The following is a 4,505-nucleotide window of genomic DNA, read 5'->3' as shown; positions in this document are numbered from 1 at the left end:
TGGGATACCGGCACAGTACCGACGGAAGCTTCGCCGTGGAGACCCACCTGCTGGACCGCCAAATCGGTCCCGTCTCCGGACGGGTCTTCCTGGAGTTTGCGGAGTACCTGCGGCCCAACCGACGCTTCGATACGCCCCAGGAGCTCAAGGAACAGATCTATACTGATATCGAAGAAGCGATGGAAAAATTGGGAATAGAGTCTTAAAGAACCTGTCATTCCGGGCTTGACCCGGAATCCAGGGCTCGAAATGTCCAAGTGTTGTGGATCCTGAATCGAGTTCAGGATGACGAAACGATAGTAAATCGGTTTCTAGTTACTCGTTACTAGTTACTCGTTCCTAATCCTCTTCACTCTTCACTCCTTCCCCCTCATTCTCTTCCTCTTCCTCACTCTTTTTTCGGCGTTTGAGGCGATCCTGCCGGTGGCGCAGCCGTTTGAGCTGGATATCGTGATAGATCTTGTTGAAGCGTTTGTATTGGGCTTTGTCGAATTTGACCCGGGAGTGTTCGATATCTTCACCGAACTCGATCTCCAAGAGATCCGATTTGCTCATCTGGATCTTCTGGGAGGGGAAGACACTGCGGTGGCCCGAAACCAGAAAGCTGATGACGATGCTCACGGCGGCGTAGTGGGCAATATCCATTCCAAAGAGTTCCATGGCCATCACCGTGGCGGCGATGGGGGCGTTGGTGGCGCCGGCCAGGACGCTGACAAAGCCCAGGGCGGCGAAGAGCGCCAGCTGGTGTTCACTCCCGAAGAGGCCGCCGAACCAATGGCCGCTAGTGGCCCCGATGTAGAAGATCGGCGTAATGATCCCGCCGCTGCCTCCCGATCCCAGGGTGACGGCGGTGTAGAAGATCTTGACCAAAAAGGCGTACCACGGCAGGCTCCCGCTTTGCAAGCCGCTATCGACCTTCATGGTTTGGGAGATGGTGTCCAGCCCCAGGCCGAAATAGTGTTCGCCGACAAGGGGAACCAGCAGAATCAGTAGGATGCCCGCGCCGATCGCTTTGAAATAGGGATTCATCGGGATCTTCTCCACCGCGGTTTCCGTCTGTTTGAGGGTCGCGATGATGAGCCAGGCGACCAGACCGAAAAAGACTCCGCCCAGGATGACTTTGAGAATGAGAACCAGGTCGATGAAGTAGTGCTGGAAGTAACTGATATCGTAATAGGTGTAGTGAGCGCCCAGATACTGGGCGGTGAAAAAGGCGCTGAAGCCGGCCACGAAGGAGGGGAGGAGCACTTCATACATCACCGCGCCTACCACCAGGACCTCGATCCCGAAGATCGCCCCGGCGATGGGGGTGCCGAAGACGGTGGCAAAACCGGCGCTGATGCCGCAGATGACCAGCTTTTTGCGATCACGTTTGGAGAAGCGCAATAGATCGGAGATGGCCGAAGCGGTCCCGGCACCGATCTGGGCACCGGGGCCCTCTTTTCCCGCCGATCCGCCGGTGACCAGGGTCACAACGGTGGTCAGGAGCTTGACCGGAATGACGGCTACATCGATTTTGCCGTGGCGTTTGTGAACCGCCTCGATCACCTTTTCGGTGCCGTGCCCCTCGGCATCGGGAGCGAAACGCCGGGTCAGCCAGACGCTGAGCAGAAGTCCCAACGGCAACAGATAGTAGTAGTGAAAGGGCAGAAGACTCCGGGCGCTCTCTCCGTAGGCGAGAATGTTCAGAAAGAGGGTGACGATGGCGCCGATGATGATGCCCACTCCGCTGGAGAGTATGAGCCATTTGGTGACGCTCAACAAAATGGTTGGATGCTCAGTCGGAAATTTGAATTTTATGTTCATGGGAAACGATTTTCTCGCTTTTTATCTGGCTTTTTCCAATTATAGCACTCCCATTTTTAACGGAGTGCAACCGACGGCAAAAGTGTTATAATATCGGCAATTTTATTGAAGGATTTTCCGTGAACGAACTGGAGAGACTCGATCGTGAATATGTTCTGGGATCCTACGCCCGGAACTATACTAATTTCGTCCGGGGTGAAGGGGCGAAGCTCTATGATGATGCGGGAAAGGAGTATATCGATTTCGGCAGCGGAATCGGTGTCTGCAGTCTGGGGCATGCTCACCCCAAACTGAGCGAAGCCATCTGTGAACAGGCTTCTCGGCTGATCCATGTCTCCAACCTCCAGGTGATCGAGCCCCAAGCGCGGCTGGCCCAAAGGATCGTGGAGCTCAGCGGCTACGATATGCGCTGCTTTTTCGGCAACTCCGGAGCCGAAGCCAACGAAGCGGCGCTCAAGATCGCCCGAAAATACGGTGAGACCCGTTTCGATGAGAAACGCTACAAGGTCATCACCCTCAAGCACTCTTTCCACGGTCGCACCATCACCACCGTCAAGGCGACAGGCCAGAAAGAGATGCACAAGCCCGACTTTTCCCCCTATCCGGCGGGCTTCGCCTATGTGGACTCCATCGATGCGATCTATGAGGCGATCGACGAGGAGACGGTGGCGGTGATGATCGAGCTGGTTCAGGGAGAGGGGGGTGTGCAGCCCTTCGACAAGGGTGAAGTGCAGGATCTGGCGGCCTTCCTACGCAGTCGTGATCTGCTCCTGATCGTGGACGAGGTACAGACCGGGGTCTACCGCACGGGCGACTTTCTCGCTTCCAATCTTTATGAGATCGAACCTGATATCGTCACCCTGGCCAAAGGGCTCGGCGGCGGGGTCCCCATCGGGGTGGCCATGACCCGGCTCAAAGAGATCTTCCAACCGGGGGATCACGGCAGCACCTTCGGCGGCAACTATCTGAGTACCCGGGCCGGGCTGACGGTCCTGGAGGTGCTGGAGCGGGAGCAGTCCGCCGGAGCCTTGGCGGAACGGATCGAGAGTTTCAGCCGTTACCTCGATCGACTGGCGGAGAGTATGCCCGAGCGCTTCACCGAAGCGGTGGGGCTGGGCTTGATGCGGGGGCTCCGCTGCGTCGATGCCGAGACCCAGGGGGCGATCCTCAAGGGGGCTTTTGCCGAAGGGGTGATCGTCCTCAAGGCGGGCCGCAATACCGTGCGTTTCCTCCCTCCACTGACCATCAGCCGCGAGGAGATCGATGAAGGGTTCAAACGTTTTGAAAAAGCTCTGGCTTCCCTTTAGTCTCCTGCTGACACTGCCGCTGACGGCGGAGAGTGCATTGGAGAACTACCTTTCCCGGGAGAAAAATCTGATCCTCGACTACCAGGAGGAGGCCAACCGGCTCGAGAGCGCGGTGCTTCGTAAAAGCTGGATCAATCCCATCATGCTCAACTATACGGAGAATACCAGCACGATCTCCCTCTCCGGTGATGAGACGGACCGGGTCTTCAATGTGGGGATCAATCAGCCGATCTTCAAAAGCGGGGGGATCTACTACGCCGTGAAGTTCGCCGATGCCAAAGCGGGAGCTACGCAGGCTCAGATCCGCTTGCAGCGGCGCCAATTGATCAGCCAGGCGATCGAGACCCTCTTCCAACTGAAAAAAAACCGTCTCCAGCAGCGGCAGATGCGCCTGAAGATCCGTAACGACGCTATCGATATCCGGCGTAAAAAAGAGCAGTATGATGCCGGGGTGATTGACAGCAGTTTCCTCAATGAAGCGATTCTTCAACGCAATCAGGACCGAACGAGCCTCTTGGCGCTCCAACTGGCGGAGAAGAATCTCCGCAACGCCTTTTCGCTCCTGAGTGACAAGCGCCCCGACGGCCTCAGGCTCCCCCGGTTGACTCTTATCAAAGCCGGGGAGTATCGACGCCGAAACCTGGAGCTGGAAACTCAGCGTCTCCTGGTGGCCCAGAGCGAATACAACAGCAAGATGACCTGGGCCAAATATCTGCCGACCCTTTCGCTGAGTGCCAACTATTACGATACCGATTCCGACCGCCCTATGCCGGGGCAGAAAGACAACTATTATCGTTACGGTTTTCAAATCTCGATGCCTCTGAGTATCAATGCGCCTCAGGATATCGAAGCGGGGCGGGTGCGCTATCTCCAGCAGGCGGTGCAGCTCCAGGATGCCCGGCGTAAAGTGGCAAGCGAATATCGGCTGGTCCTGGACACCCTTGCCATCATCGACAAAAAGATCGCCCTGGCCCGGTCAGATCAGAAGCTCTACCGCAGCCTGCTCCAAAGCACCAAAGAGCAGGCGGCGGCGGGGCAGAAGACGCGCTTTGACGTGGAGACGATGCGCAACGCCATGAACATGGCCAAACTGGATGCGCAGATCTACGGGATCGAGCGGCAGATCCAGCTTTTGAAGCTCTATGGCAAAATTCACGAGTGAATTTTGAGGAAACCGTAGTCCTCTTCATTTCTTTTTCTTTGTTGCGCGACAAAGAAAAAGGAAACGAAGCAAAGAAAAAGAAAACGCGAAGGACTGTCGTCACTTTATTTGTGCCATGAGCAATAAGCATTCACTCAGAATTATATTGTGGTTTTCACTATAATAATTGAGTGCTCTGAAAAATAACCGGTTTCACTCGATAGCTCTGGCAGTCGCGAACATGAGAAGCG

The 4,505-nt window shown here is 55.9% G+C and carries 4 protein-coding genes; 3 read left to right on the top strand and 1 reads right to left on the bottom strand.

Features of this window, described 5'->3' with window-relative positions; genetic code table 11:
- Positions 1 to 206, top strand: a 206-nt coding sequence (locus F8I07_RS00930; protein ID WP_292654529.1) for a riboflavin kinase, incomplete at its 5' end; no start/stop codon positions are given.
- 133 nt (positions 207 to 339) lie between these two features.
- Here the strand turns inward: F8I07_RS00930 and F8I07_RS00925 are convergent.
- A complete protein-coding gene (locus F8I07_RS00925; protein WP_292654528.1) occupies positions 340 to 1,764 on the bottom strand; it encodes a chloride channel protein in 1,425 nt (474 codons plus the stop codon).
- Between the two features lie 161 nt (positions 1,765 to 1,925).
- Here F8I07_RS00925 and F8I07_RS00920 point away from each other — a divergent pair, with 161 nt between their 5' ends.
- Together F8I07_RS00920 and F8I07_RS00915 are read left to right on the top strand one after the other, a co-directional pair.
- Positions 1,926 to 3,113, top strand: a complete 1,188-nt coding sequence (locus F8I07_RS00920) for an aspartate aminotransferase family protein (protein WP_292654524.1) — start codon at positions 1,926 to 1,928, stop codon at positions 3,111 to 3,113.
- Positions 3,070 to 4,275 (top strand): TolC family protein, encoded by a 1,206-nt coding sequence (locus F8I07_RS00915; protein ID WP_292654521.1) that lies wholly within the window; start codon positions 3,070 to 3,072, stop codon positions 4,273 to 4,275. Before F8I07_RS00920 ends, F8I07_RS00915 begins: the two co-directional genes overlap by 44 nt.
- Positions 4,276 to 4,505 lie beyond the last annotated feature (230 nt).

Source organism: Nitratifractor sp., from assembly GCF_015487065.1.
GTDB lineage: Bacteria > Campylobacterota > Campylobacteria > Campylobacterales > Sulfurovaceae > Nitratifractor.
The sequence above is the reverse complement of the archived record's forward strand: the minus strand, read 5'-3'. Positions and strand labels throughout refer to the sequence as shown.

Bases quoted from the DNA above. Each gene is read 5' to 3' on its own strand.
- F8I07_RS00915 (WP_292654521.1), top strand. From the start codon at position 3,070: ATGAAGGGTTCAAACGTTTTGAAAAAGCTCTGGCTTCCCTTTAGTCTC.